This window comes from Actinokineospora inagensis DSM 44258, assembly GCF_000482865.1.
GTDB lineage: Bacteria > Actinomycetota > Actinomycetes > Mycobacteriales > Pseudonocardiaceae > Actinokineospora > Actinokineospora inagensis.
In genome coordinates, this window is sequence record NZ_KI519518.1 from 1 (window position 1) to 23912 (window position 23912).

28 protein-coding genes and 3 tRNA genes are annotated in these 23912 nt (G+C 68.4%); 9 read left to right on the plus strand and 22 right to left on the minus strand.

The features are described from left to right. Positions 1 to 429 precede the first annotated feature (429 nt). On the minus strand, positions 430 to 816 hold the full coding sequence (gene rplL, locus H504_RS0129525) for a 50S ribosomal protein L7/L12 (RefSeq protein WP_026425735.1): 387 nt from the start codon (positions 814 to 816) through the stop codon (positions 430 to 432). A 61-nt stretch (positions 817 to 877) separates the two neighbouring features. Then, positions 878 to 1432 (minus strand): 50S ribosomal protein L10, encoded by a 555-nt coding sequence (gene rplJ, locus H504_RS0129530; RefSeq protein ID WP_026425736.1) that lies wholly within the window; start codon positions 1430 to 1432, stop codon positions 878 to 880. 263 nt (positions 1433 to 1695) lie between these two features. Between rplJ and H504_RS39125 the strand changes: the two genes are divergently transcribed. Both H504_RS39125 and H504_RS0129540 read left to right on the plus strand, forming a co-directional pair. Continuing rightward, a complete protein-coding gene (locus H504_RS39125) occupies positions 1696 to 2466 on the plus strand; it encodes a hypothetical protein (RefSeq protein ID WP_051386392.1) in 771 nt (256 codons plus the stop codon). A gap of 337 nt (positions 2467 to 2803) precedes the next feature. Further along, on the plus strand, positions 2804 to 3028 hold the full coding sequence (locus H504_RS0129540) for a hypothetical protein (protein ID WP_026425737.1): 225 nt from the start codon (positions 2804 to 2806) through the stop codon (positions 3026 to 3028). A 43-nt stretch (positions 3029 to 3071) separates the two neighbouring features. On the opposite strand, the gene rplA is transcribed toward H504_RS0129540, so the two are convergent. The 13 genes from rplA to H504_RS0129605 form a co-directional block, all read right to left on the minus strand. Beyond that, positions 3072 to 3797 (minus strand): 50S ribosomal protein L1, encoded by a 726-nt coding sequence (gene rplA, locus H504_RS0129545; RefSeq protein ID WP_026425738.1) that lies wholly within the window; start codon positions 3795 to 3797, stop codon positions 3072 to 3074. 109 nt (positions 3798 to 3906) lie between these two features. Continuing rightward, entirely contained in the window at positions 3907 to 4338 is a 432-nt protein-coding gene (rplK, locus tag H504_RS0129550) for a 50S ribosomal protein L11 (RefSeq protein WP_026425739.1), read from the minus strand. A 112-nt stretch (positions 4339 to 4450) separates the two neighbouring features. Beyond that, entirely contained in the window at positions 4451 to 5269 is an 819-nt protein-coding gene (gene nusG / locus H504_RS0129555) for a transcription termination/antitermination protein NusG (RefSeq protein WP_026425740.1), read from the minus strand. A gap of 50 nt (positions 5270 to 5319) precedes the next feature. Further along, complete coding sequence (gene secE / locus H504_RS0129560; protein WP_026425741.1) at positions 5320 to 5742, minus strand: preprotein translocase subunit SecE; 423 nt, start codon at positions 5740 to 5742, stop codon at positions 5320 to 5322. A 65-nt stretch (positions 5743 to 5807) separates the two neighbouring features. Then, positions 5808 to 5880, minus strand: a tRNA-Trp gene (locus H504_RS0129565). 206 nt (positions 5881 to 6086) lie between these two features. After that, on the minus strand, positions 6087 to 7184 hold the full coding sequence (locus tag H504_RS0129570) for an aminotransferase-like domain-containing protein (protein WP_026425742.1): 1098 nt from the start codon (positions 7182 to 7184) through the stop codon (positions 6087 to 6089). A gap of 32 nt (positions 7185 to 7216) precedes the next feature. Further along, the gene (locus H504_RS0129575; RefSeq protein ID WP_051386393.1) at positions 7217 to 7615 is read right to left on the minus strand and encodes a MaoC/PaaZ C-terminal domain-containing protein; all 399 of its coding nucleotides are present in this window, start codon (positions 7613 to 7615) and stop codon (positions 7217 to 7219) included. Next, positions 7615 to 8073 (minus strand): MaoC family dehydratase N-terminal domain-containing protein, encoded by a 459-nt coding sequence (locus tag H504_RS0129580; protein WP_026425744.1) that lies wholly within the window; start codon positions 8071 to 8073, stop codon positions 7615 to 7617. The genes H504_RS0129575 and H504_RS0129580 overlap by 1 nt, the downstream gene beginning before the upstream one ends. Before the next feature lie 105 nt (positions 8074 to 8178). After that, positions 8179 to 8343 (minus strand): 50S ribosomal protein L33, encoded by a 165-nt coding sequence (rpmG, locus tag H504_RS0129585; RefSeq protein ID WP_026425745.1) that lies wholly within the window; start codon positions 8341 to 8343, stop codon positions 8179 to 8181. 163 nt (positions 8344 to 8506) lie between these two features. Beyond that, positions 8507 to 8579 (minus strand) — tRNA-Met (locus tag H504_RS0129590). Between the two features lie 62 nt (positions 8580 to 8641). After that, positions 8642 to 8714: transfer RNA gene (locus H504_RS0129595), tRNA-Thr, on the minus strand. Positions 8715 to 8778: 64 nt separating this feature from the next. Further along, positions 8779 to 11418, minus strand: coding sequence for a putative bifunctional diguanylate cyclase/phosphodiesterase (locus tag H504_RS0129600; RefSeq protein WP_026425746.1), 2640 nt, complete (start codon positions 11416 to 11418; stop codon positions 8779 to 8781). 141 nt (positions 11419 to 11559) lie between these two features. After that, positions 11560 to 12324, minus strand: coding sequence for a PhzF family phenazine biosynthesis protein (locus H504_RS0129605; RefSeq protein ID WP_026425747.1), 765 nt, complete (start codon positions 12322 to 12324; stop codon positions 11560 to 11562). A gap of 905 nt (positions 12325 to 13229) precedes the next feature. On the opposite strand from H504_RS0129605, the gene H504_RS42205 reads away from it, so the two are divergent. Together H504_RS42205 and H504_RS0129615 are read left to right on the plus strand one after the other, a co-directional pair. Continuing rightward, positions 13230 to 13736 carry a sigma-70 family RNA polymerase sigma factor gene (locus H504_RS42205; protein WP_026425748.1) on the plus strand — a complete coding sequence of 169 codons (507 nt, stop codon included), beginning with the start codon at positions 13230 to 13232 and terminating at the stop codon, positions 13734 to 13736. Then, positions 13733 to 14953, plus strand: coding sequence for a hypothetical protein (locus H504_RS0129615; protein WP_157440714.1), 1221 nt, complete (start codon positions 13733 to 13735; stop codon positions 14951 to 14953). Before H504_RS42205 ends, H504_RS0129615 begins: the two co-directional genes overlap by 4 nt. 44 nt (positions 14954 to 14997) lie before the next feature. Here the strand turns inward: H504_RS0129615 and H504_RS0129620 are convergent, their stop codons facing one another. Together H504_RS0129620 and H504_RS0129625 are read right to left on the minus strand one after the other, a co-directional pair. After that, positions 14998 to 15243, minus strand: a complete 246-nt coding sequence (locus tag H504_RS0129620) for a hypothetical protein (protein WP_026425750.1) — start codon at positions 15241 to 15243, stop codon at positions 14998 to 15000. 1234 nt (positions 15244 to 16477) lie between these two features. Next, complete coding sequence (locus tag H504_RS0129625) at positions 16478 to 17572, minus strand: NsdA family TPR-like regulatory protein (protein ID WP_245614506.1); 1095 nt, start codon at positions 17570 to 17572, stop codon at positions 16478 to 16480. Between the two features lie 226 nt (positions 17573 to 17798). Here H504_RS0129625 and H504_RS0129630 point away from each other — a divergent pair, with 226 nt between their 5' ends. Together H504_RS0129630 and H504_RS0129635 are read left to right on the plus strand one after the other, a co-directional pair. Further along, entirely contained in the window at positions 17799 to 18254 is a 456-nt protein-coding gene (locus tag H504_RS0129630; RefSeq protein ID WP_026425752.1) for a hypothetical protein, read from the plus strand. Beyond that, a complete protein-coding gene (locus H504_RS0129635) occupies positions 18251 to 18490 on the plus strand; it encodes a hypothetical protein (protein WP_026425753.1) in 240 nt (79 codons plus the stop codon). The genes H504_RS0129630 and H504_RS0129635 overlap by 4 nt, the downstream gene beginning before the upstream one ends. Positions 18491 to 18646: 156 nt before the next feature. Here the strand turns inward: H504_RS0129635 and H504_RS37675 are convergent, their stop codons facing one another. From H504_RS37675 to H504_RS0129655, 4 genes are read right to left on the minus strand one after another with little or no spacing between them, the layout of a single operon-like run. Then, positions 18647 to 20638: an FtsK/SpoIIIE domain-containing protein gene (locus H504_RS37675; RefSeq protein ID WP_157440715.1), complete on the minus strand. Its 1992-nt coding sequence runs from the start codon at positions 20636 to 20638 to the stop codon at positions 18647 to 18649. Continuing rightward, positions 20635 to 20964 (minus strand): hypothetical protein, encoded by a 330-nt coding sequence (locus H504_RS0129645; protein WP_026425754.1) that lies wholly within the window; start codon positions 20962 to 20964, stop codon positions 20635 to 20637. Before H504_RS0129645 ends, H504_RS37675 begins: the two co-directional genes overlap by 4 nt. Beyond that, positions 20961 to 21290, minus strand: a complete 330-nt coding sequence (locus tag H504_RS0129650) for a WhiB family transcriptional regulator (protein WP_026425755.1) — start codon at positions 21288 to 21290, stop codon at positions 20961 to 20963. The genes H504_RS0129645 and H504_RS0129650 overlap by 4 nt, the downstream gene beginning before the upstream one ends. Continuing rightward, complete coding sequence (locus H504_RS0129655) at positions 21287 to 21565, minus strand: helix-turn-helix domain-containing protein (RefSeq protein ID WP_026425756.1); 279 nt, start codon at positions 21563 to 21565, stop codon at positions 21287 to 21289. Before H504_RS0129655 ends, H504_RS0129650 begins: the two co-directional genes overlap by 4 nt. A 159-nt stretch (positions 21566 to 21724) precedes the next feature. Here H504_RS0129655 and H504_RS0129660 point away from each other — a divergent pair, with 159 nt between their 5' ends. The 3 genes from H504_RS0129660 (at position 21725) to H504_RS43920 (ending at position 23374) form a co-directional block, all read left to right on the plus strand. Then, the gene (locus tag H504_RS0129660) at positions 21725 to 22102 is read left to right on the plus strand and encodes a helix-turn-helix domain-containing protein (protein ID WP_026425757.1); all 378 of its coding nucleotides are present in this window, start codon (positions 21725 to 21727) and stop codon (positions 22100 to 22102) included. 117 nt (positions 22103 to 22219) lie between these two features. Beyond that, entirely contained in the window at positions 22220 to 22789 is a 570-nt protein-coding gene (locus H504_RS43915; protein WP_342668810.1) for a hypothetical protein, read from the plus strand. Positions 22790 to 22834: 45 nt separating this feature from the next. Further along, positions 22835 to 23374, plus strand: coding sequence for a hypothetical protein (locus H504_RS43920; RefSeq protein WP_483756973.1), 540 nt, complete (start codon positions 22835 to 22837; stop codon positions 23372 to 23374). Here H504_RS43920 and H504_RS0129670 read toward each other — a convergent pair. After that, entirely contained in the window at positions 23336 to 23908 is a 573-nt protein-coding gene (locus H504_RS0129670) for an NUDIX domain-containing protein (RefSeq protein ID WP_026425758.1), read from the minus strand. The genes H504_RS43920 and H504_RS0129670 overlap by 39 nt on opposite strands. Between the last annotated feature and the right edge of the window lie 4 nt (positions 23909 to 23912).

A 23912-nucleotide genomic window follows, 5' to 3' on the forward strand; every position in this document is an offset into this window, starting at 1 on the left:
ACGGGTCCCGGGCGGCCCCCACCCATCCCGGGGGGCGTCCCCGAAGCCAGTCTACCGCCCCACCACCACCACAACCGACCCACGACGTTCCCTGTGGACACCCACCAGCTTGTGGACAACCCCGACCACCCCGGCCGGACACGACCGGCCGACGCCGCGCCGCCACCAACCACCCAATCCAGCGATTGACGCCCCCGCGCCACCCCCATACGGGTCCCGGGCGGCCCCCACCCATCCCGGGGGGCGTCCCCGAAGCCAGTCTACCGCCCCACCACCACCACAACCGACCCACGGCGCTCCCTGTGGACAACCCACCGGCCTGTGGACAACCCGGCTCGCGCAAGGCGGATCCCGAACCGCAACCCGGCAGGCCGGAAACGCCGCGAGGCCCGACACCACACCGGGTGTCGGGCCTCGCGGGAAAGCGAACTACTTGACGGCGACCTTGGCGCCCGCGGCCTCGAGCTTCTCCTTGGCGGCCTCGGCGGCCTCCTTGGCGACCTTCTCCAGGACGGCCTTCGGGGCGGCCTCGACCAGCTCCTTGGCCTCCTTCAGGCCAAGGCCGGAGACGATCTCGCGGACGACCTTGATGACCTGGATCTTCTTGTCCCCGGCGGACTCCAGGACGACGTCGAACTCGTCCTGCTCCTCGACGGCCTCGGCGGCGGCCGGGGCACCCGCGACGGCGGCGACGGCGACCGGGGCGGCGGCGGTGACCTCGAAGGTCTCCTCGAACTGCTTCACGAAGCCGGACAGCTCGAGGAGGGTCATCTCCTTGAACGCGTCGAGCAGCTCGTCGGTGCTGAGCTTCGCCATGGTGGCGTTCCTTTCACTGACACACCCGGGCTAGCGGGCGCGGATCTTCCGGGTGGGTACTTCAGCTCTCGGCTGCGGCGTCCTCGGCGGGCGCGCCGCCCTCGGCGGCGCGCTTCTCCTGCAGGGCCGCGGCAAGGCGGGCGATCTGCGAGGCCGGGGCGTTGAACAGCCCGGCGGCCTTGGCGAGGTTGCCCTTCATCGCGCCCGCCAACTTGGCGAGCAGCACCTCACGGCTGTCGAGGTCGGCGATCTGGTCGACCTCGGCGACGGTGAGCGGGCGGCCTTCCATGTAGCCGCCCTTGATGACCAGACCCTTGTTGTCCTTCGCGAAGTCACGCAGCGCCTTCGCGGCGTCAACCGGCTCGCCCTCGACGAAGGCGATCGCGGTCGGGCCGACGAACAGGCTGTCCAGGCCCTGGACCCCCGCGTCAGCGGCGGCCAACTGGACCAGGGTGTTCTTCGCGACGCGGTAGGTCGTGCCAGAGCCGAGAGCGCGACGCAGCGTGGTGAGCTGGGCCACGGAGAGACCGGTGTACTCGGTGATGACGGTGGCCGAGCTGGAACGGAACTTGTCCGCGATCTCGGCGACTGCACTCACCTTGTCGGGCTTCGCCATGGGTCGCCTCCTCTCGTGTTCGGTCGCAGGCCGACCCAGGAGACGAGAAACGCCCCGGCGCAGAACGGCACGGGGCGTGGCGGGCGGCGCGAGCCACCCGGTTGATCCGTGTCCTCCTGCGCGGGCCGCCCACATCTCGGTGGGACCTTCGCCTCCCGTTCGCACGGGAGGGACCAGCGGTCTTCGGTGAACCGGGGACAAGCGTACGCCCGGGTCGGCGCGGGCTCCAAACCGGGGTCGACGGACACGGCATGATGTGTGCCATGGTCGATCACGAGCCGCCGGACCCCGACCAGCACGCCGGACCGCCCGCGCTCCGGCCGAGCCACCCGCCCGCCGCGCCGCCCCCGATCCAGCCCGGCCCGCCGCCGGTCCACCCCGGACCGGCGCCGCTGCCGCCGGACCAGGAGCAGTGGCGGCAGTTCCAGGAGTTCCAACGGTTCCAGGAGTTCCAGCGCGCCAACCCGCCGCGCAGACCGCGCCCACGGTGGCTGCGGATCCTGCTGCACCGCTGGTTCCGCAGGCTGGCCTTCCTGCTCGTGGTGATCTTGGCGATCTCCTGGACGTACCAGCACTTCTTCGGCGGCCCCGACCCGGACCTCCCCGCCTCCCAAACTGGCGGCGGCAAAACCCACCGCACAGTCCTGTTCGCGACATCGCCGAAAGAAGCCGTCCGCGCCCTCTACGACAACGTCGCCCAGGACGTCCTCCCCGACGCGTGCACCCGCTTCGAGACGCAAGAGGTCGAGGACCAGTTCGCCCGCCACTTCAACGCCCCCGACTGCCCCACCGCCATCCAACGCCTGCACGCCGAGGTCACCCACGTCAACGACTACGCGGAACCCCGGTTCCCGGTCACCATGGACCTCGCCCCCCGCGCCGACGGCACCGTCGTGATCAGCTCGTGCGCCATGCAGGTCACCAGCGGCCCCCACCTCGGCCGCTTCACCCTGCACATCATCCCCGGCTCCCGCGCCGACCAGTGGACCATCAGCCACCACGACGCCGAACCCGACCCGTGCCCGAAGAACTGACCGAGCGACCGACTGCTACCACTACACCGTGGACGATGCACTGACCAGCGTCTTGGACGCGGGTGACAGTCGGCGCGCGAGCCGTGAACGACTCCGAACAGCGGGACTCCTGCTCGTTCCCGAGGTGACCGGCCAGGTGCCGACACGCGAAGAGGTGCTCGCCGCGGGCGCGGAATCCGGCGACTCCGTAAGCAAGGCACTCGAGGGGAACGGGCAAACCGGTGATCACCTGAAGTCGAGCGGATCACCTGTCAGGGTGACTAAGCCAGAAGGTGGACGGGAAGCCCAGACCACGGCATGACTCGATCGCAGTCCGCCGTTGCCTACCGTGCTCGGTATGGATGAGCGGGGGTATGACGGGCTGCAGGCGGTCGTGTTCCTGGCCGGGATCTACGAGGGCGTGTTGCCGTTCGTGTCGAAGGTGTTCGGGTGGGAGCCGATGTTGGCGCTTCCATTGCGGTTGCCGGGGCCGTTGTGGTGGATCGTGGCGGGGGCGGCGGTCGTGGTGTGCGTGACGTTGTTGGAGTTGTTGGACCGGGGCAAGAAGAAGGCCCGGCAATGAGAAACGGCCCCCACCGCGGTGGGGGCCGTTTTCCGAGCTACAGTCAGGAAGCCGGGGTGGCGTCCTCTTCGAGGAGGTTCCGCAGCTTCGCCGGGTCGACCGGGATGCCGGGGCCCATGGTGGTGGAGAAGGTGACCTTCTTCAGGTAGCGGCCCTTGGCGGCGGACGGCTTGGCCCGCAGCACCTCGTCCAGGGCGGCCGCGTAGTTCTCGACCAGCTTGGCCTGGTCGAAGGAGACCTTGCCGATCACCAGGTGCAGGTTGGACTGCTTGTCCACCCGGAAGTTGATCTTGCCGCCCTTGATCTCGTTGATCGCCTTGGTGACGTCGGGGGTCACCGTGCCGGTCTTCGGGTTGGGCATCAGGCCGCGCGGGCCGAGGATGCGGGCGATCCGACCGACCTTGGCCATCTGGTCCGGGGTGGCGATCGCGGCGTCGAACTCGAGCCAGCCGCCCTGGATGCGCTCGATCAGGTCTTCGGAGCCGACCGCGTCGGCACCGGCGGCCTCGGCCTCGGCGGCCTTGTCGCCGGTGGCGAAGACGATGACGCGGGCGGTCTTGCCGGTGCCGTGCGGCAGGTTGACGGTGCCGCGGACCATCTGGTCGGCCTTGCGCGGGTCGACGCCGAGCCGGATGGCGACCTCGACGGTCGCGTCCAGCTTGACCTTGGAGGTCTCCTGGGCGAGCTTGGCGGCCTCGAGCGGGGTGTAGAGCCGCTCGCGGTCGATCAGCTCGGCGGCCTGCCGGTAGGCCTTGCTGCGCTTTGCCATTGCTGTTCCTTACGAAGTGTGTGTGCGGCCGGTCGGGAAGCGGACCCGCCGCGCGCGGATCAGTTGTGGTGCGGGCCAGCGCGTGGCCCTCCCACGTGGTGCTGGGGTCTTATTCGACCGTGATGCCCATCGACCGTGCGGTGCCCGCGATGATCTTCGCGGCCTGCTCGATGTCGACGGCGTTGAGGTCGGTCTTCTTGGTCTCGGCGATCTCGCGCACCTGGTCCCAGGTCACCTTGGCGACCTTGAGGCGGTGCGGCTCAGCCGAACCCTTGGCGACACCGGCGGCCTTGAGCAGCAGCTTCGCGGCGGGCGGGGTCTTCAGCTTGAAGTCGAACGAGCGGTCTTCGTACACGGAGATCTCGACCGGGATGACGGTCCCGCGCTGGGCCTCGGTCGCGGCGTTGTACGCCTTGCAGAACTCCATGATGTTGACGCCGTGCTGGCCGAGCGCGGGGCCGACCGGCGGCGCCGGGTTCGCCTGGCCCGCGGTGATCTGCAGCTTGATGATCGCCGCGAGCTTCTTCTTCTTGGGGGGCATCTCGTGCTTCCTTAGTGCTTCCGGTGTGCGGCGCGCACGGCGCCGCGGTGGACATACCCAGGACGAATGGCCGCGTCCCGGTATGTCTGCCCGGCCCGATCGCTCGGACCGGTCAGATCTTGGAGACCTGGTTGAACGACAGCTCGACCGGGGTTTCCCGACCGAAGATCGACACCAGGACCTTGAGCTTCTGCCCGTCCGCGTTGACCTCGCTGATCGTGGCGGGCAGGGTCGCGAACGGGCCGTCCATGACGGTGACCGACTCGCCGACCTCGAAGTCCACCTCGACCGTCGTGCCGCGGCCCGACGTGCCGCCCGCGCCACCCTTGGCCGCCGCGGGCTTGGCCTCCTCCACCTGGGGCAGGAGGAACTTGAGCACCTCGTCGATGGTCAGCGGCGACGGCTTGGAGGTCGCGCCGACGAACCCGGTGACCCCGGGGGTGTTGCGCACCGCCGACCAGGAGGAGTCGGTGAGCTCCATCCGGACCAGGATGTAGCCGGGCAGCACCTTGCGCTGCACCTGCTTGCGCTGGCCGTTCTTGATCTCGGTGACCTCTTCGGTCGGCACCTCGACCTGGAAGATGAAGTCCTCCTGGTCGAGGGTCTGGATGCGGGTCTCCAGGTTGGTCTTGACCTTGTTCTCGTAGCCCGCGTACGAGTGCACCACGTACCAGTCGCCGGGGGCCGAGCGCAGCGCGGCGCGCATCTCGGCCACCGGGTCGGCGGGTGGGGCGTCGATCGGGGCCTGGTCGGCCGCGTCGTCCTCGTCCTCGGTCTCGCCCGCGGCTTCGGCCGCGCCGTCCTGCTCGGACTCCGCCTGCTCGTCCTGCTCGGGGTCGACCTGGGAGATGACCTCGTCGGTGTGCTCGGCGTGGTCCTCGGAGAGGTCGCTCGCTTCGCTCCCGTCGGGCACGCCGTTCTCGGAGGTCACAGTTGGTCTCGCTTCCTTTCGTGTGGCGCGCGGCCTGCTCGGCGCCGAACTCAGCCGAACAGCCAGAACACGCCCTTGCCCAGGGCAACGTCCAGGCCGGCGACCAGCGCGACCATGAAGGCCACGAACACCAGCACCACCGCGGTGTAGGTCAGCATCTGCTTGCGGGTCGGCCAGATGACCTTGCGCAGCTCGGACACGACCTCGCGGAGGAACCGGGCGAACCGGCCGAAGATCGAGCCGCGGCTCTCCTTGCGGTCCCTGGCCGGTGTCGGGCGGCCCTTGCGGTCCGCGGCCGGGGTGGCATCGGATTTGGCCTTCGCGGCGGGCGACTTGCCGCGCGCCGCGGGCTTGGTCTCGGCGTCCTCGCGGGCGGCCGGGCGAGCCGTGCCACGGCGCTCTCGCCGGGCGGCGGCGGTGGACGGACGCGACGGGCGTTCCTGCCCGGCTTCCGGCTCCTGGTCCTCGGCCACGCCATTCCTCCGCTCGGTGGGTTTACCCGGCCCGGCGCGGGGTCAGCCGGACCGGACGACAAACGCAGGGGCGACAGGAATCGAACCTGCAACCTGCGGTTTTGGAGACCGCTGCTCTGCCAATTGAGCTACACCCCTTCGCACCCCACCGACTCTACCCGGTGGACCACGTTCGGACGCACTCCACTATCCCCACCGAACGACGCATGGGGACTGTCGAGGCGTTCCAAGCACGGAAGCATACGGTACCCGCTTCCCGGCGCCGAAATCGAGTCCCGATCACGGCCCTGACCTGCCGGTTCGCCGCGGTGATGGAGATCACGGCGAACCGGCCGGACCGATCTTCAGGCGTCCAGCGACCGGACGGCGGCGGCGAGTCGGGCGATGCCCTCGTCGATCTCGTCGGCGCGGACCCCGGAGAAGGCGAGGCGCATGGTCGAGTGGCCGCCGTCGAGGAGGAAGTCGGTGCCCTTCACGAAGGTCACCCCGCGCTCCTCCGCGGCGGGCAGCAGCTTGGCCACGTCCACCGTCTCCGGCAGTTCGACCCACATGAAGTAGCCGCCCTCGGGGGCGGTGAACTTCGCCTCGGGCAGGTGCCTGGCCAGCGAGTCGCACAGCACGCGGACCCGCTCGGCCAGCGCGGCGTTGACGTTGCCGACCGCGTCGGTGAACCGGCCGCCGATGCTGAACTGGTGGACGATCGCCTGGGCCAGCATGTTCGGCGAGATGTAGGTGTTGGTCGCCGCCACCCGGATCTTGTCGACCAGGTCGGCCGGACCGACCAGGTAGCCGACCCGGGTGCCCGGCGCGACCGTCTTGGAGTACGAGCTGGCGTAGACCACCCGGCCGCGGCCGCCGTCGAGTTCCAGCATGGTCGGCAGCGACTCGCCAGCGAACCGGATCTTGACGTACGGGTCGTCCTCGAAGATCAGGAAGTCGTACCGCTCGGCCAGCTCCAGCAGCCGCTCGCGCTTGGCCAGGCTCAGCGTGTACCCGGCCGGGTTCTGGAAGTTCGGGATGATGTGCGCGAAGGTCGGCCGCAGCCCACCCTCCAGCAACCCCGCGAGCTCCTCGGTGTCGATGCCGTCGACCTGCAGCGAGACCGGGCGCACGTCGGCCTGGCGCTGGCGCAGGCCGAGCAGGGTGCGGTCGTAGGTCGGCCGCTCGACCACCACCGGCCGACCGGCGACGACGAGCTGGTCGAACAGGAACGCGTCCGCCTGCATCGACCCGTTGGTGACCAGCACCTGGTTCTCGGTGACGCCGTGCTGCTCGGCGAGCAGCTTGCGCAGCGGGGGGTAACCGACCGCGGTGCCGTAGCCGAGCGCGGCGCCGGGGTCCTTGGACAGTGCGGCGTCCGCGGCGATCTTCAGTCCGTCGACGTCGATGATGTCGATGGAGGGGGCACCGCGGGCGAAGGAGATGAGGTCGTTAGCTGCCACACCCGGAATCTAAACCAGCCCCGGGCGAGCCCTTACGGCCGCACCACCGCGATCGCCTTGCCCAGCACCGCCCGACCCTCGAACTTCGCGGACAGGTCGACCCGGATCGTCCCGTCGTCGTTCACCGCGCCGACCTTGCCGGACAGCTCGACCAGCGCGCCCTCGTCGTCGTTGGGCACCACGACCGGCCGGGTGAACCGCGCGGTGTAGTCCACCAGCGCGCCCATGCCCCAGTCGGTCACCACGCGCCCGGCCAGGGCCATGGTCAACATCCCGTGCCCGATGACGTCCGGCAGCCCGACGCCCCTGGCGAACGCCTCGTTCCAGTGGATCGGGTTGAAGTCCAGCGCCGCCCCCGCGTACTTCACCAGGTCGGCCCGGGTGATCCGCACCCGCAACACCGGCAGCGCGTCGCCCACCTGCACGCCCATCAGCCCTGCTCCTCGTCCGTGTCCCGCACGACCAGCAACGCCCGCGTGGTGACCCTCGGTTCGCCGTCCTCGGTGCGGATCTCGGCCCTGAGCGTGATGAAGTCGTTCCCCGCCCGCCGGGAGATGCTCTCCACCGTCGTCGTCAACGCCAGCCGATCACCCGCGACGACGGGCTGGTGGAAGGTGAAGCTCTGGTCCCCGTGCACCATCCGGCTGTAGTCCAGCCCCAGCTCGGGGTCGTTCACGATCTTGTTGATCGCCGCCAGGTTCACGATCGTGGTGAACGTCGGCGGCGCGACCACGTCGGCGTACCCCAAGGCCCGAGCGGCCTCGACGTCCAGGTACTCCGCCCGTAGATCCCCGATCGCCTCGGCGAACTCCCGGATCTTCTCCCGGCCCACCACGTACACCGAGTCCGGCGGGTACTCCCGCCCCACAAACCCCTGCTCCAGCGCCACGCGGCAACCCTACCCAACCCAAGACAGCACAAAGGCCACCCCGCACGACGACGAGATGGCCTCCACGCACCCGGCGCCCACCCGGCCGGGTGGGCGCGGACCCGACTAGCGGGTCTCCTTGTGCAGCTTGTGCGAACCGCAGTTCGGGCAGAACTTCTTCAGCTCGATGCGGTCCGGGTCGTTGCGCCGGTTCTTCTTGGTGATGTAGTTGCGGTGCTTGCAGCTCTCACACGCCAGCGTGATCTTCGGCCGCACGTCAGTAGAAGCCACAACAACCAGCCCTTCGAAAGATCAACCGAGGTACCCGAGAAGCCAAGGCCCCCCGGCGGGGGTCCGGGGGCTTGCCCCCGGCTGGGGTCTGGGGGTTTGACCCCCAGGACAATGACGGAGCGACTTGGTTGGCGCCTTCCGCCAACACACGTCGCCTATCGCGTAGCGGTGGCCGGACTTGAACCGGCGACACAGCGATTATGAGCCGCTTGCTCTACCGACTGAGCTACACCGCTATGACATGGTTCAGGCCGCGCCACACCGCTGTCGTTCCCGGTGTCTCGCGGCCGAACTGCCGAGCCCCTTTACGGAATCGAACCGTAGACCTTCTCCTTACCATGGAGACGCTCTGCCGACTGAGCTAAAGGGGCCGTGTCCCTGGGGACGTGGAGTACTTTACACAGCTCGTGGTGCAGTTCCAAAACGGGGGGTCGATCACGCGAGCAGGGTGAGCACCATCTCGTCGCGCAGCCCTCTGGCCTGCGTCGTTCTGGCCTGCAGCCAAGCTTCCAGGCGGCTCTCGGAGAGCGGCCGGGAGATCAAGTAGCCCTGGGCGACGTCGCAGCCCATGCCCGCGAGCTGGTCGCGGGCGGCGTCGTCCTCGACGCCCTCGGCGACGACGGTGAGGCCGAGGGAGTGGCCGAGCTCGACGATCGAGCGGACGACGGCGAGGTCGCCGAGGTCGGTGCCCATACCCAGCACGAAGCTCTTGTCGATCTTCACCTCGTCCACCGGGAGCTGGCGGAGGTAGGCCAGCGACGAGTAGCCGGTGCCGAAGTCGTCGACCGCCAGCACCACGCCGAGGGTGTGCAGCGCGCGCAGCACGGGCAGGGCGCGTTGCGGGTCGGCCATGACGCCGGACTCGGTGAGTTCCAGGGTCAGCAGTTCCGGCGGGACGCCGTGCCGGTCGAGCGCGGCGGCGACGCGCTGCGGGAAGTTGGGGTCGTCGAGGCTGCGGACCGAGAGGTTGACGGCGGCGGCGATGCGCAGGCCGCGGTCCATCCACTTGCGGACCCGGATCAGCGCCTGGTCCATCACGAACCCGGTGAGCGCGTCGACCAGGCCCGCCGCCTCGACGGCGGGCACGAACTCGTCGGGGTCGAGGCGGCCGAACTCGGGGTGGCGCCAGCGGACGAGGGCCTCGACGCCGAGGACCTGGCGGCTGGGCAGGGCGACCTTGGGCTGGTAGTGCACCTTGACCTGGCCGGTTTCCAGCGCGTGCCGGAACTGGGTGACCAGTTGGAAGCGGCGCAGGAAGATCTGGCCCATGGTGGGCAGGTAGGCCTTGACCGTGTCGCCGCTGGAGCGGGCGGCGCGCAGGGCGACATCGGCGCGTTGCAGCAGGGCGTCGACGTCGGACTCGGGCTGGTCGCCGTCGCCGGAACGCGGGGTGGAGTAGCCGACGACGGAGTTGGCCTCGACGGTGAGCCGGTCGACCGGGTACGGCGCGGCGAGTTCGGCGCGCAGCCGTTCGGCGATCAGGTGGGCCTCGTCGGTGGTGGCGTCGACCAGCAGGGCGGCGAACTGGCCGCCTTCCAGCCGGGCGAGCGCGACGTCCGGGCCGAGCGCGTCGCGCAGGCGGCGTCCGGCGGCGACGACCATGCGGTCGCTCCAGGCGTAGCCGAGGGCGTCGCTAACAGTGGACAGCACGTCGAGGTCGATCCGCAGGACCACTGAGTCGGGGTGTTTGCGCAGCGGTTCCCCGGCGGCGCGGCGGAATCCCGGCCGGTTGAGCAGGTTGGTCAGCGGGTCGTGGTAGGCGTCGTGGCGGAGGGTGGCCAGCAGCCGCCGGTTGTCCATCGCGGTGGCGAGGTGACTGGCCATGGTGCCGATGAGCCGGTGGTCGGCTTGGCCGAAGCCGCGCCAGCGGGAGAGCTTGTCGTGCGCCTCGACGACGCCGAGCAGGTGGCTCGCGCTGCGCAGCGGGACGATCAGCACCTCGTCGGCGGCGCGGCGGAGCAGGGCGTGCCGGATGTCCGGGGTGGCGTCGCCGCGGCGGAAGTGCCGGACGTGCGAGCCGGGCAGCCGGAGCAGGGCGTCGGCGCGGGAGCCGGTGGCCTCGACGTCGCGCACGTCGGGCGGGAGGTCGTCACCGGAGACGACGGTGTGCAGCGGCAGTTGGGGTTCGAAGCGGAGCCGGAGCACGACCCGGGCGGCACCCAACTGGTCCTTGATCCGGTCGGCGATGGTCTGCCACTCGTCGCTGTCCGCGATCTCGGCCAGGTCGTTGGGTTCGGTGCGGCCCAGCGACGGCTTGGCCGCGGCCTGGTGCCCGGAGCGGGCGACGATGAGGCTGATCTCGGACAGCGCCTCCAGGTCGCGCTGTTCGCGCAGCAGACCGGAGTAGGCGAGGTAGAGGGCGGACAGGCCCGCCAGCGCCAGGACCAGCAGCGGCCAGCCCGCCTCGGCGTGCACGACGACCTGGTAGCCGACGACCCCCATCGAGGCGTTGACCAGGCCCAGCACCAGGGTCCGCAGCACCAGCCGGACGGCGGCGTTGAGCCGCATCGTCCGACCGAGGACGCGGACGCAGACCAGTGCCAGCAGGGTGCTCGACAGCGGCGCGACCAGTGCGCCCGCCAGCACGCCCGCCCAGGCGGGCCCGATGCCCGCCAACGCGTCGTTGACCCACTTGGCGACGGCGAACGCGCTGGTGATCTCGAAGACCATCGCGCCTGCGTTGTAGAGGATGCGGTCCTGCACCCGGCGGACCAGCAGCGTGCCGACCCCGGCCAGCAGGTGCGCGGCCAACACGACCTCGAACGGGGCGACGAACAGCCCGATCACCAGCGGGATCTCGCAGAACGAGATGGACCAGGAGACGCCGCTGCGGACGTCGATGTTGATCGCGAGCTGCTCGGCGAGCAGGAAACCCAGCGCCAGCAGCAGACCGGTGACGACCACCCGCGGGGTGGCGGGCGAGGGCAGCCACCAGGACACCAGCGCCGCCGCGGTCACCGCGGACACCAGGACGAGGACGGAGAAGGCGAGGAACCGGCGATCCGGACCCTGGTCCTCGGTCTGCCACTGCGCGGCCACCCGCTCCTGCTCGGCCGCGCCAGGGTGGTCCGACATGCAACCTCCTCCGACGGCCGGTGGGTGGCCCTGCTGCACGCCCCACGCGTGCGGGGGCCCCGACGGCCCGCTGACTGTACCCCGATCAGGCGATCAAGGCACGTGTGCTAGTTACGCGCGGACACCGGGTTCAGCGGTCGGTCAGCAGCCCAACCGCCCGGTCAAGATCGTCACCGCCCGGCCGGTCAACCGCACCCGGTCACCGTCGAGCACCACCCGGACAATCCCGCCGCGCGCCGACAGTTGGGCGCCCACCAGTGAAGACCGCGTGAGTTCCCGCCCCCAGTAGACCGCGAGCGTGCAATGCGCCGACCCGGTCACCGGGTCCTCGTCGATGCCGACAGCCGGGTAGAAACAGCGGCTCACGAAGTCAGCCCCACGATCACCGGGTGCGGTGACAATCACCCCTCTGGCGGACTCCCGTGCGAACACAGAGAGATCAGGACGGACCGCCCGAACCTCGTCGGCCGAGGCAACCCGGACGAGGAAGTCCTCCCGCCCACGGCGAGCCTCCAGCACGGTCACTCCCGGCAACCCCGCCACCAACTCCTTGGGCGGCTCAACCGGCTGCAGATCATCGGCCGGAAAGTCCAGTTCCACACCGCCGTCTTTAGCGGAACACGACAGCACGCCACCGCGGGTCTGAAACCGCCGATCCCCACCCAGCACATGCGCCGCCGCCAACGTCGCATGCCCACACAGATCCACCTCCGCGACCGGGGTGAACCACCGCAACGGAATCGGATCCACACCCCGCACATCCACGAACGCGGTCTCCGAGTGCCGCATCTCCGCCGCCACCGCCTGCATCCACGCCGCGGGCCGGTCCTCGGTCAACAGCACAACCCCCGCCGGATTCCCCTTGAACGGCTCGTCGGTGAACGCGTCGACCACAAAAACATCCATGTCAACGACCGTACTGCGCTTGAACACCCCTCATAGACGCCACCAAGATCGACCCGCTGCTGCCCCCATTCACACCCCTGTCCCCCCGGCCACCTGCTCAAAGCCCCCGCCGCCCGATCCCAGCCCTCCCCACCGACCCACAGGCCCCCGCACCTCAATGTCCTCATCGCCCCCCGGAGGCGATGGCCACCCTCCTCAACCGCCGGCTCGACCTCATCCACTCATTCGGTGCCCCGGGACAACCTCAACTCCACCGCCGCCGTCGAACTCCCCACCCACCACACCGCCCCACAAAGCCCCGTAACGCCCACACGAACACCCCCCAGCAGTCCACCCACCCAACACAATCGAGCGAACCCAACCCCCACTGCTTGACACACACCCCCCACCCCACCCAAGGGCGACCCCCACCCTCCCGGGGGCGGCCCTCGATGCCAGCCTACCGGGGTTGAGCTGTGAAAACAGATCAACCCGAAGGCTGTGGACAACCGACGAGATTGTGGATAACTGAGCAGCAGCAGGCAGTGCGGGTCGCCGAGAAGGCGCGGCCGTGGGAGGCCGAGGTCCGGTGCGCCGATCCGTCCGGCGTGCCCAGGCAGGGGGTAGCTCCGAGGCGAGCCGGGTCAGATGGGCAGTGCGGATCTCCGTTAGGCACCACACGCACAGCGGGGCGAACGGCAGTGGGCAGCAGCCGCCCTGCCAACGAGAGCGCCAACAAGTCCGGCGTGAACAGGCAGGCGAACAGCAGGGGCCGCCAGCGCCTTGAACTCAGACGATCGACCCAGCACCGTGCCGTACAAAGCGCGCAACGGTCAGGTCGTCAACGCGTACCGCCGGGAACTTTCCACGCGGCGGCAACCATCCCAGGCCCGCGCGTGGTCTTAGGTCGTGAGGGAGGTGGCGGCGTGCGCGGTGTCGAGACCGGTTTCGACCAGTTTGTCCGGGAGCGGTACGACCAACTGCTGCGGTACGCCGTCATGCTCACCGGTCGCCGGTGGGATGCCGAGGAAATCGTGCAAGAGGCGCTGTTGCGGTGTCTGCGCCGGTGGCGTCGGGTTCCGGCGGACAACGCTGTCGCGTACGCGCGCAAGGCGATCTACCACGAGTTCTTGCGCGTGGCGAAGCGGAAGACGCCGGTGCCCTTGGACGAGTTGGTCGAGCAGGTGGACTTGGCGGACTTCGCGCATTCCGTGGTCGAGCGCGACCACGTGCTGATCGTGCTGCAGCAGTTGCCACCCCGGCAACGGGCGGCGGTGCTGGCCAGGGTCGTGCTGGACCTGTCGGAAGCGCAGGCGGCGACCGAGTTGGCCTGTTCGGTGGGCACGGTCAAGTCGTTGACCAGTCGGGGGATGGCGAAGGTGCGGCAACTGTGGGCGGCGGAGACCGCCACGCCGGGAAGGAGGGGGACGTGATCGCCGAGGAGCAGGACCGCGCCGCGTCCCGGTTGCGCGACGAACTCGGCGCGGTGTGCGTGCGGACGCGACCCGACCAGGTCGACCGGGTGTTGCGGCACGTGCACGGGCGCAGGCGGGCGCAGCGCCACCAGCGGATCCAGATGGTGGCGGCGTTGACGGTCGTGGCGATCGCGGTCGCCGGGGCGTTCGTGGTCGGCAGGCGCACCGACGAGTCCGCGGTGACCGTGGCCAGCACGGTCGGCGACTGGCAGTTGCGCGGCGACCTCGCGGGCGACCAGGCCCTGTTGACGTCGGCGGAGCAGGTGTGGCGGTCGTCGGCGAACCCGCCGTCGGGATCGGTGCGGCCGGTGTACGCGGGGGTCTCGCCGAACCTGTCGATGTGCTTCGCGGCCGTCGTGTTGATCTCCGCGGCGCCCGGGGGGACCGAGCAGGTCGCGTTCGTGACGACGGCGGTGTCGGTGAATGGCAAGCCGGACAAGGGAAAGCTGCTGTTGCGCGCGGTGACGACGGTGCCTGCGGCGCAGCGCGCGGTCGGGTTCCTCGCGGCCGCGCCCGCGGCGGAGGACGAACAGGTCACCGAGGGCGCGGCGATCGGGTTGGCGTTGACGGCACCGGGAACGACCGATGTGGACGTGTACACGTCGTCGGTCAACTTCCTGTCACCGTTGACGAACGTGCAACCCGGCGTCGCGTGGCCCGCGTTCGAGACCGGGGCGGGCGCGTGGAACTCCGAACTCGTGCTGGTCATGCCGAACGACAAGAAGGAGCGGTACCCCATCGCGGCGGGCATCAACGACGTCGAGGTCGGGCCGGTGACCATCCGGGTGGACAACCCGGCCAGAGCGGTGCGCGCAATCGGGGCAGGCGTGCGGCCCGGCGACGTCATCGCCACGACACAGGGCGTGCTCGGCGTGGTCAGCGACGCGAACGGCACCATCGACACGTCGCTGCCCAGGCTCGCCGCGGTCGGCAAGGTCGAGACCGCGATCTCCGCGATCCCCGGGCGGCTGCGCGACTCCAGCCGCGGCGTGACCTTCGAACCCACCGCGGCGGGACCACTCGCCGACGGCAACCGGCTCGTGCTGCTCGCCTGGAACCGCCCCGAGATCCTGGTCAACATCGGCACCATCCAGGCGTTCGGCCGCGGCTGGCTCACCAACCGGGCCGCCGAGCCGACCGGGGTCACGACAGCGCTGCGGGTGAGCGGGCCGTGACCACCGAGCGGGACCATCCGGCTGGGAGCGGTGCGCTCACCCGGTCAACTCGCCGACGCCCACCCGTTGCCCCACACCCGCACCGTCGGACTCCAGTCCTTCACGAGCCGGAAATAGTGCTCGTGGTACGGGTAGGTACCGGTCCAGCAATAGCCGTAGGCGTTGCCGTTGAGGGAGTAGCGGACCGTCGGGCCGACCTTGGTGTCGGTGCCGTACGCGTCCCACATCTCCACCTTGACCTCCTTCCCGAAATAGGTCGGATCGCTACCGCCGGTCCCGCGCAGGCTCACGCAGGCCCTGCTGTCGTTGGACGGCCAGAACGTCCGCGAGGTCAACGAAACCGAGAAGTCGAAAGTGAAGTTGAAAGGCAGTGGAGTAGCTTGAACAACCCCACCCCCACCGGTCGACCGATCCCGGCCGTCATCGGGCAACAACGGCAGTGTCGGCGCACCGGGACTGGGCCCAGCCGAAGTCGGCTTCGCCTCGACCACCGCCCCGACATCAGACCCACCACCCGCCGCGGCGGCCTGCGGCGCAACCGCGGAAACCGCGAATACTGACAACAGAACAACGACCAATCGGTGCGACGCCGCCATAGGTGAAACTCCCCGCGAGTAGGACCCGGAAGACAGGATGCGAAAGCTAGCCAGTCCCGCCACACCCGCACGTCCGGCGATCGGGTGACACGTCGCGAAAATAGGCCGTTGACCAGGCATAATGACGCAGATGGTGGTAGTGTCAATGGCCGTTGGGACGAGCTGAGACGACCGTTCGGGTCAGCGCGGATATTCTGTTAATTACCCGCAGCGACCACCGGTTGCCCCACTCGGGTCGCCCCCACCCCCGGGTCCCACCCGACCCACCATTTTCCGCGGGGTTGGCTCCCCCACGGAAAGCGCGTCCCCACCGCGCCGCCCTCGCGCGCGATGCGGACGCCCCCCCGGGACCGGCCACACTGTGCAGGGGTGTGGCCGGTCCCCCTTTCCCCACATCAAGCCCTCCAGCCATTCCCCCCAATACCTTCAGGGGTTCAACTCAACCAGCAACTCAAGCCCGCGATCGCCAATTGGTTATCTCGATGTGAGGGCCGACAGGCCCGAGCGAGCAACGCCGGGTCGGGAGAGATCGCACCGTGGGGGTTTGGGGGGTCGCCCCCCAATACAACAACGGCCGACCCGGCCCACGCTCTCCGTGGGCACAGGTCGGCCGAGGCCGTGGCGGGTAGAGGATTCGAACCTCTGTAGCTTTCGCGACGGATTTACAGTCGCCTGACCTGCGAAGATGTGGGCGAACACCGGGGCAGAGTTCACCCGGACGGGGCAGCGGAAGGGTGTCCAGAGGCATCAACCGGCACGGGTTCGCACCCAAACTCGCACCCAATGGAGAGCAGACCCGGCCGACGCCGCCGTGAGGGTGGGGACGAGCTGGTCAAAGGCGTTGAACGGGTCAGCAAACCCGGCATCCGGCTGGTTTGCGGTTGCGCCCGGGACTGGCGCGTGAGCAGGCAACCTGTTCGGACGCGGGCTAGACGAAGGCCAGTGCGCGCTTGACCTGCCTGGTGGAACCGATTTCCGCAGCAACCGAGGCTGCTTCCCTGGCATGCGAAGACGCTCGGTCAGGCTCGTTCAGGGAGCAGTGCACGACGGCCAGGTCTATGCGTAGACCGGCGGCAGCGCGGACGAACGTCGGGTCGAGATCTGCCAAGGCTGCTTCGAGTACCGCTGGTGCTTCTCGCTTCCCCAGGCGGGCGAGGGCGTGGCCACGCCAGCGGGCAAGGTGGATGGCGTCGAGCGCGACGTATGGGCCGGTTGTCTCTGGGGTGGAGAGGTACTTGTCCGCTAGATCGAAGCTGGTCAGGCTGGCCCTCTCGTCACCAACTGCGGCGTGTGCCTCGCCGAGGGCGGCGAAGCACCACGAGCGTATTGACGGTGCGAGTTTCATCGCTCGGGGTAGATCCAGGGTGCCGACGAGATCGACTGCGGCCGTGGGGTGGTCGAGGTCCAGCAGCACGACGGACTGCTCGGCGGTGGCGTGGACCAGCCAGTTCGGGTCGGGGATTTCGCGGGCGGCGGCCTTGGCGTCTTCGTAGTGGCCCCATGCTTGCTGGGGGTTCCCCAAGTCAAGGGCTTGCCATCCTGCCAACGTGCAGAGTTCCGACTCGACGGTCGCCAGGGAGGCGCGGGTGTCGGGGCGGAGGCTGTGGGTTCTGAGGTGCCGGACTTGCTTGATCTTGGCCTTGACTTCGTCGTGGGTGACAATGGCGCCGAACTGGCGGTCCAGGCGGCGAATGCTGTTGAGCTGGCCGCGAAGCAGGTGAATCACCGATGCGTCGACCCGGCCGGAGAGTTGGACGAGGTGTTGGAGTTCAACGGCCGAGTTGTCTGAGGCAGGTAGGTCAGGGGGCCGCAGCAAGGCACTGATGTCCCGTTCGAAGAAGCGTTCGAGCAGACGGGCGGTGGCGGGGCGGATTGGGCCGAGTGGGGAGCCGTTGGGACGGCGGCCTGCGACTAGGCGCTGGAGATGACGGGTGCTGAGGGTGCCCGGCTCGCCTGAGTCGTAAGCGAGGCGGTCGAGGGCTTCAGCGCATTCGTCGAAGGTCAGGTTGCGGTCTCTGATCAACTTTTCCAGCAGGGTTCGCGCAGGTCTCTGGGGCATTGCTCCACGTCCGCTGATGTCGTGTGCATGTCGTTCGCAGGTCCTTCCCCGTGGAGGGCGCTGACGGAACGCTGATGTCAGTGTTGCACGGATAGCACATGGCAGGGGAGGTGGCGACGGGGGTGGAAGCAGATGCGCACCTGCGACGGGCGGGTGTACGTACGCTACGAAATCCGAGGTGGACCGTGGCATGAACGATCGACACAGCCCACCCGACATCAGTCCTGATGCGTTTGAGGACTTGCTGGCCAGCGCAGCCCAGGCGATCACGACGCACCTGAAGATCTACCGGCTGCCAACTCCGGGACGGATCGACATCACGTGCGTCCAGTCGGGCCTGATCAGCGCCCACGTGATCATCGATGGATCGCTGGCACTGGCCGAGATGTGCGCGGACTTGCTCGCGTGGCGGAACACCCTGACCGATCGCGGACTCATGTTCGTGCCGGAAAACGAATTCATCGAACCGATGTTCCGGCTGAAAGGGAAGCTCTACAAGGGCTGCGAGGTGACCGTGGAGGCGCGCACGGGCACGGACGGCATCCCCTCCGGGGACGAACTCGACACACCGCAATCGATCGTGGATTGGCTGCACGCGACGGCAACCACGATTGGCAAGCAACAGACGACGGGAGACGGATCATGAGCAACGTTTTCGGACAGGGGTACTCCGCGAGCATCGCGCTCGTCATCGACTTCTGCGAGATCACCACCAATGTGACCAGGGCAGGCACCGAGATCGACTTCAACGCGGCCGACGACTTCTCGATCATGTTCAGCCCGCGCGGGCTCGACAACCTGATCGCGAAGGCCACCGCCGCTCGCGAGGAATACCGGAAGCAGTATGGCCAGCACGCCGCGCCCGAGTCGGCGATGGTCTAGAGCAGGCTGGACCCGCTGTGACGGCGGCTGCCGGACCACTCGACAGTGGTCCGGCAGCCGCGTTTCGCGTCTTCGTGACACAGTCCGGCGAGCCGTCACAGGTGTCACAACGATGATTTCCGCTGATCAGAGGCTCCCGCCAATCACAGACAGGCGTCACAGAATGGCAGGGGAGGTGTCGTCCGGTGACGCTGCGCGGAGTCGGTCAACAGCGTCCCTGATCTCGGGGACCAGGTAACCGCGCACCTGCCGAACACCGTCTGCTGTGGTGATCCGGTCTCGGGTCGAGGCGCAGCCGTGGTCGCTCATCTGCCTGCCGAGCGCGCCCGCTTCGAGTCCCAGCGCCTCGGCCAACTCAGCGGTCGGGATGAAGTCCCGGCCGTCACCGTGGTGATCGACGAACTCCACCACCTGAGCGAGGACCGCCGGGATCGGCGCGGACACGACCGTGTGGACTGTCTCAGTGGGTGCAGGCTCGCCGTTGGCGTGGCCGGTCAAGGTGCCTTCATCGACACGCTGTGCCCGCCCTTGTTCGCAGATGGCCCGCCAGTCGTCGTTGGGCATGTAGAAGGTCCGCACGGTCGTGGCCAGGACGTCACCGCTCGTCTCGCCGTCCGGGCGGAGGATGCCGACGCCCTTGTGGGATGGGAGTAGGCGGCTCGCGTCGTAGCCCCTGGTGTTCATCTGCTCGCCCAGGACGATGTTGCTGTCGCGCCAGTCCATGACCCGCAGGGCAAACCGCGATCCGAGCACAGCGCGGAGTCCAGACGGGATGGTCTTCGAGTCGGGACGTTGCGTCGCCAGCACGAGGACCAGTCCGGCCGCCGGTCCCTTCTTGGCCAGCCACGTCAACTGCTCGCCGATGTGCTCACCGACCGGCATGCGCCTGCTGGCTACGTCCACGATGGTGTGATCTTCCAGCGGGACTTGGACCTCATCGATGACCACAGCCGTGATGGGCATGCCCAGTGCCTTGTCTCGCGACATGGCCGGGGTCACCTTCGACTCGGGGCACACGACATCGTCCATTGTGCGCATCCGGCGGTACCGGGCCTGGATCTCAGCGGTCAACTCAGCGAGCCAGCCCACCAGTTCCAGTACATGGGCCGCGTCGTCTCCAGACATGAACCGGTGGGCCACAGATCCGGCGGCGTCCCAGTCCTTACCTGCCTTGAAGTCCGCGACGTAAAGTCGGGTGTACGGGTCCAACACGAGTCCCGCCACAGCTAGCCGTGCGGCGAAAGTCTTGCCCTGCCTCGGGATCGCACCGACCAGCAGCGATGTCCACACCAGAGGTAGATCAACCTGCCTACCCCGAGCGTCCCGTCCGAACGGAACCGGGCGCCAAGCGTCCCAGCGATCGGTGACGCGTAGCGGCGTTCGCTCAACGGGCTTGTCGTACGGGTCGGAGTCTGCCACCCACATCGCCACCCGACCTGCGTGTCCGCCGTTACCTCGGACTCGTTCCACGACCAACTGCAACTCATCGACGGCCAGTGCTGATGCCAGGGCTTCACGGCTTCTGATCACGTCCGCCGCCTTCCTGGTCGCCGGAAGGTCGACGGTGACCGCCCACCCGGCACCCTGCCGGATGGGACGCTCGACCAAGCGCAGCGACTCATCCTTGCCGATCAGCCGTGCGTCGCGGAACGCCTCCGCCAAAGCCAGCGGATCGACGGTCCACGCCAAACTTCGAGGACCGGGCAGGACAGCCTTCCGTCCAGGTGAGCCATCCCGTCGCCGCCCGGTCATCGCCAACACTGACGAGAAGACGGCCGCGACGGCCCACCACACCAGATCGCCATAGAGCACGTCCAACACCGTGATGGTGCTCGCCGACAGCACTGTGAGTCCTGCGCTCATCCGGTACCGAAGCAGCGTCAACTCGCGAATCTCCCTGAACTTGTCGGCAAGCTTGTCCTGCTGTTCGGCCGCTTGACGGAAGTCGCGCACCGTCACCCATGCCCGCCACCAGCGAGCGACCACGACAAGCCCACGCAACACGGCACGCACATACCGCCACGGCAGCCCGAGGAACCACGCCGAGCCGTCTCGGAACCCTTGACGGAGATGAGCACGGTCCTTTGTCCAGGCCGGGAGGGGCAGCCGCACGATGGCGGCTGCCCCTCGGACACGACCTACCGTCATCGCTTCCCACCGCGACGCGGCGAGTCGGTGACGACGGTGAGCAGCCGAACCAAGGTGCTCGCTGTGAACAGGGCAGGCAGGCCGAGCACCACGGCGACCAACGTGGTGTTGTCCTCCGCGTAGGCGATGACCACCCACTGAACACCGGTGATCATGCCGCCCAAGACGAGCACCCGACCGAACAGCGACACGGCACGGGCACCAGCTCGGGCAGCAGTAGCGGCGGCCCGTGCCTTGCGGACGCCAGACCGCCACACGAGCAGGACGCCCAGCGCGATACCAGCACCTGCGAACAGGGCCATCGGCGTGATGGTGATCGGGTTCATCCCTGGTCACCTCCCAGGCGGCGTACGAGCCACACCGCGTAGACGGCTTGTCGATCCTCGACGTTCAGCGCTCCCCACACGCCGAGAGAGGCGCCTCCGACCAGGCGGAACTCTGACTCCAGGCACTCGTTCCGCACCAGGCAACCGGCGCAGATGCGCGCGGCCAGTTCCCGGTCGGAGAGGACATCGCCGGTGAAGTCGGGCGCTTGCCCGTCGGTGTAGACCGACATGCAGGCACCGTCTCTGGTCACGACATCCCACAACACTTCGTCGGGTACTTGTGCCAGCGGGTCCAAGGCCGCTGCGGTCTGTTCCTCGAAGGTCACCAGGTCCCCCCGGTGAGTCGCTGGACTTCCCGGGCGGTGCGACGTTCGGCAGCGACCCGGCCCGGGTCGACCAGGCCACCGGTGTCGGCGGCCTCGGCGATGAGCTTGTCGAGCGCGGCAGACGGGACGACGTAGCGCGACCTGACTCGCAGGGCGGGGAAGCCGTCTTCTCGGATCGCCCGGTAGAGGGTGGCCGGGTCGACGCGGAGGATCTTGGCGGCTTCGCGGACGGTGTAGAAGACGGGACTGCTGACACCTGGCATGACTGTGTCCATGGCCGAATTTCCCCTAGAGAACATATAGCGCTGACATTGAGCCTGATTTGCGACAACATCAGCGACTTTGCCGACATGCAGGATCGACGACCCGAGTTGGGCCGCGTACGAATTGGCAGCGCGCTAATCTCGCGGCAGAGGCGGAGCGCGGAGGAATACGTGGCGGAGGAGTGGTCTGCGGTCGCGGCGGCGATTAAGTCGCGTTCGCGCGAACTCGGCCTGCGCCAGAAGCAACTGGCGGAACGGTCGCAAGTGTCGCAGGCCATCATCCGCGAGTTGGAGAACCACACGGTGGAGCGCCGCCGCAACACCAAGACGCTGGAAGCGCTGTCGATCGCGCTGGAATGGCACCCGGGTCACCTGTACGCGGTGCTCCTCGGTCGCGAACCACTGCGACCAGGCCAGACCGGCGACCAGACCACCGACCTCATCCTCGCGCGGCTGGATGCGATCCAGGACCGTCTCGAAGACCTCAGCGATCGGATGGACGGCCTGACGATAGATGTCGTCAGCCTGGTCAACCGGCCCGACAAGTAGCGCCGATGACCGGACACACGATGACTGTTCCCTGTCCACACTTACAAGAAACGGCATCCGCGCACCGATAGAACAGGTGGCCGGAGTTAACCGCAGGCTCGATAATTCCAGTTAACTTTGCAGGTCAGCACGATTATTCGGGGGTCGGCGCTGATGGCGGCGACAAGACTGCAGGCAGTTCGAAAGTCGCTGGGGTACTCGGCGGACGCGGTGATCGGGATGCTCCACCAACGGGCGTCCATGCTCGGCGAATCCGTCATGTCGCGGGCGAGTCTCAAGACCAAACTGTCCCGTTGGGAGAATGGGCACGAGGCGGTCAGCCTGCCCGTGTACCAGCGCCTGTTCCGCGACATCTACGGCCGTACGAACGAGGAACTCGGCTTTCCACCGGAGGAAACCGACGTCGAAGCAGCGGAGCTTCGCGCCCGGCTTGGCGCGGCGAGAACGGTCGACTCGGCGACGATCGACCTGTTCCGGCGCCAAGTCGACCACGCCCGCCACGTCGACCGGCGATTCGGTGGAATCAGCCTGCTCGACCAGCTTCGGAACCTGATCAAGCAGATGGAAGACCTGCTGCGGTACGGCCCCCAACGTGGCCAACGTGAGGCATTGGCGGCTGTGCTGGTGGAGGCATCGACGCTGGCGGGCTGGGAGTCGCTGGACCGGAACGCGACCAATCAGGCATAGGCGCACTACGAACGGGCCAAGGCCGCAGCGCGTGCGGCGGGTTCGGTGCCACTGCTGGCCCACGCCGTGGCCGAGCAGGCATACGTGCTGATCGACGTCAACGAAACGGCTTTGGCGGTTGGTCAGGTTGGCGAGGCACGGAGCCTCGCCGAAGGCGCCGCTACCCCGCTGCTGCGCTCGTGGGTTGCGGCGGCACACGGTGAAAGCCTCGCCATGGCAGGCCATGGCGATGAAGCACTTGAGGCGTTTGACGACGCGAATGCGCTGCTGCCGAACGATCCGGTCGACCCGGATCTGCCGTTCGTCTTCCTCGGCGGCAGTCACCTTGACCGGTGGCGCGGCAACACCCTGGCAGGTCTCGGGGACCCCGACGCGATAAGCCACCTGGTCGACGCGTTGTACCGGACTCCGCCGGACTTCCTCCGCGCCCGGGTCACCATGCTGGTGGACTTGGCTTACGCCCACGCCGCAGCAGGTGACCGCACGGCTGCCCAGTCCTACGCCCGGGAAGCCCGCCGCCTGGGCATGCAGATCAAGACCGACCGGCTACTCCGCAGGCTCAGCCAACTCGTTCTGCCGTCGTGAGTTCAGGTAGTGGAGCAAGGCCACCAGTGTCCCGGACCCCAACAACTCCTGCCGCTGAGCCAGTTCGGTGACCCGGCTGAGCGGCACCCACTCCACCCGACCGGTCTCTTCGGTGTCCGTGGGGTCGCCGATGTGGTCAGCGGAGCGCCACAGGAACACATCGACCGGCGCGGTCACCTGCCCCGGTAGCGGCTCGAAGCTGATCAAGTGCTCGGCATCACCGGTCGGACGCCAGCCACTCTCCTCCGCCGCCTCGCGAGCGGCCGTGGCGACAGCCTCTTCACCATCGTCGACCAGGCCGCCGAGAAGTTCGTATCCCCACTGGCCGGTCGGGAAGCGGTAGCGCCACAACATCAACGCCTCGTCGCGCTCGTTCACGATCAGCGCGATGGCGATCCGAGCAAGGTGCACGACGTGGTAATCCCACCGCTCGCCATTGGGCGCCTCGACATCAGCGAGCCCGACCCGCACCCACCGGTTGTCGTAGACAGTTCGCTCACCGAAGACCGTCCAGGCACCGCGCTCGTCGCTCACGCGG